Source organism: Methanolobus psychrotolerans (assembly GCF_002243045.1).
Taxonomy (GTDB): Archaea; Halobacteriota; Methanosarcinia; order Methanosarcinales; family Methanosarcinaceae; genus Methanolobus; species Methanolobus psychrotolerans.
Window position 1 is genome coordinate 1 of record NZ_MBKP01000074.1, and the last position, 1,966, is coordinate 1,966.

The window sequence follows — 1,966 nt, forward strand, 5'->3', positions numbered from 1 at the left end:
AGGGTACACGGATACCTATATTGTTGACAGGTTATTTGGATTGCCGGTTTACTGGGATGCTGTGGATGCGAGTAAAAATGACAATACTATATTCCAGGAAACTATCGAAAAGTGTACACAATCAACAGCACAAAAGCCTATCATGCTGATAGCAGATGCTGGACCTGATAGTCATAGGTCAAATTCAACTGTGCTCGATAAGCAGATTATTCCTGTCATAGCTGCAAGATTCAATAGTGTTGGTACTGTTCTTAAAACAGATAGGGGTAACCATTTCAGAGCGATTTATATCCCCAGGATATATCATCGGATACTTCAAAAGATCTATGACCTGAGGACTTGTGTTGAAAGGAAAAATTCTAACGAGGTCGTTGGATACAATCGATCAAAAACACTAACAAGAGGTAATGAGTGGGCTAAGTTGTTTGTTTCAATAAGTAACATAACTGCACTACTTACGGCACTGGCAGCATTTAAGGTTGAAAGACTTGACTTGATTCGTGCTCCAAGTGCTTTTAGAAAGTTGAGGATTTGAGGGCATAAAAGGAAATTTTAGCCAAAAGAAGCAGTTGTAAGAGTTAATGGGCCATTTAAAGGATTAATGGGATGAATGGTTAAACCTCAAATACAATTATGTTGAAAACCCAAGGAATGGAGAGGTTGGAAGTGTTTATCTTCAAAATATAACTTACAACAATGGACTTTCAACCATTGACTTCAATCTAGCAGACAAACCTAATACTTTTACATTGTATGAATATGGTAACAAAGTACTTGAAAAATGTTTGACTTCAAACATTACAGTTACCAACAATGGAAGTCTTTTATGGATTTATAGACTTGAATATAAGAATGAAAACTCAAAATCCTTTTTAGAAACTATTTCGAAAACTGGTTTGAATGGTCAATCTTTCCCTTCCTCAAGTTTTGATTATTGTTCAATAAGCGGGTGGTCCATCAGTAGTACCTGGGTACCTGTAGTTCCTTTTTCATATGAAGGAAAAGATGTAGGAACGAGGCTAGCAGATGTAAATGGGGACGGCTTAGTGGATATCATACAGGGGTATGCATCAGGAGGAACCAGTGGAACATATAGAGCATGGATAAATACTGGAAATGGTTGGTCAAGTAGTGGTATCTGGGTACCTGTAGTTCCTTTTTCATATGAAGGAAAAGATGTAGGAACGAGGCTAGCAGATGTAAATGGGGATGGCTTAGTGGATATCATACAGGGGTATGCATCAGGAGGAACCAGTGGAACATATAGAGCATGGATAAATACTGGAAATGGTTGGTCAAGTAGTGGTATCTGGGTACCTGTAGTTGCTTTTTCATATGAAGGAAAAGATGTAGGAACGAGGCTAGCAGATGTAAATGGGGATGGCTTAGTGGATATCATACAGGGATATGCATCGGGAGGAACCAGTGGAACATATAGAGCATGGATAAATACTAATAAGAATGCAAATCCACCTTCAACGAACTATAAGACTCCGTACTTGCTGAGTAAAATTAACCATTCTACTGGTGCAAGCACAACCATTGAGTATGTGCCCTCAACAAAGTTTGACAATACTGGCAGCGATAGCATTTCCGATTTACCTTTAAATGTCTGGGTCACAAGTCAAGTAATACGAGATAATGGAATTACAGGCTTGGAAAATGTAGTTTCAACAACAAATTACACATACAAAGATGGTATGCAATATTTCAATTCACCCGAAGAAATTGAGTTTAGAGGATTTGGCGAGGTTACTGTCGAAAACAGCTATTCAAAGACAAAGCATTATTTCCATCAGGATGATGTGCTGAAGGGAATCGAAAATCATACTGAAGTATGGGATAAGAATGGGAATATTTACAGTATGTCTGACATAAAATATACCGGACAGCAAATCTATCCTGATGTGAACCTTATTTTATTGAATTATGAAAATCGAACACAGTTTGATGGACTTGTGCAAAA

At 37.8% G+C, this 1,966-nt stretch carries 1 protein-coding gene and 1 pseudogene; both read left to right on the forward strand.

Features of this window, described 5'->3' with window-relative positions:
* A pseudogene (locus tag BB781_RS14785) lies at positions 1-535 on the forward strand (transposase); the annotation flags it as partial.
* A 214-nt stretch (positions 536-749) separates the two neighbouring features.
* A partial coding sequence (locus tag BB781_RS14790) for a toxin TcdB middle/N-terminal domain-containing protein (RefSeq protein ID WP_207205309.1) occupies positions 750-1,966 on the forward strand: 1,217 nt, incomplete at its 3' end.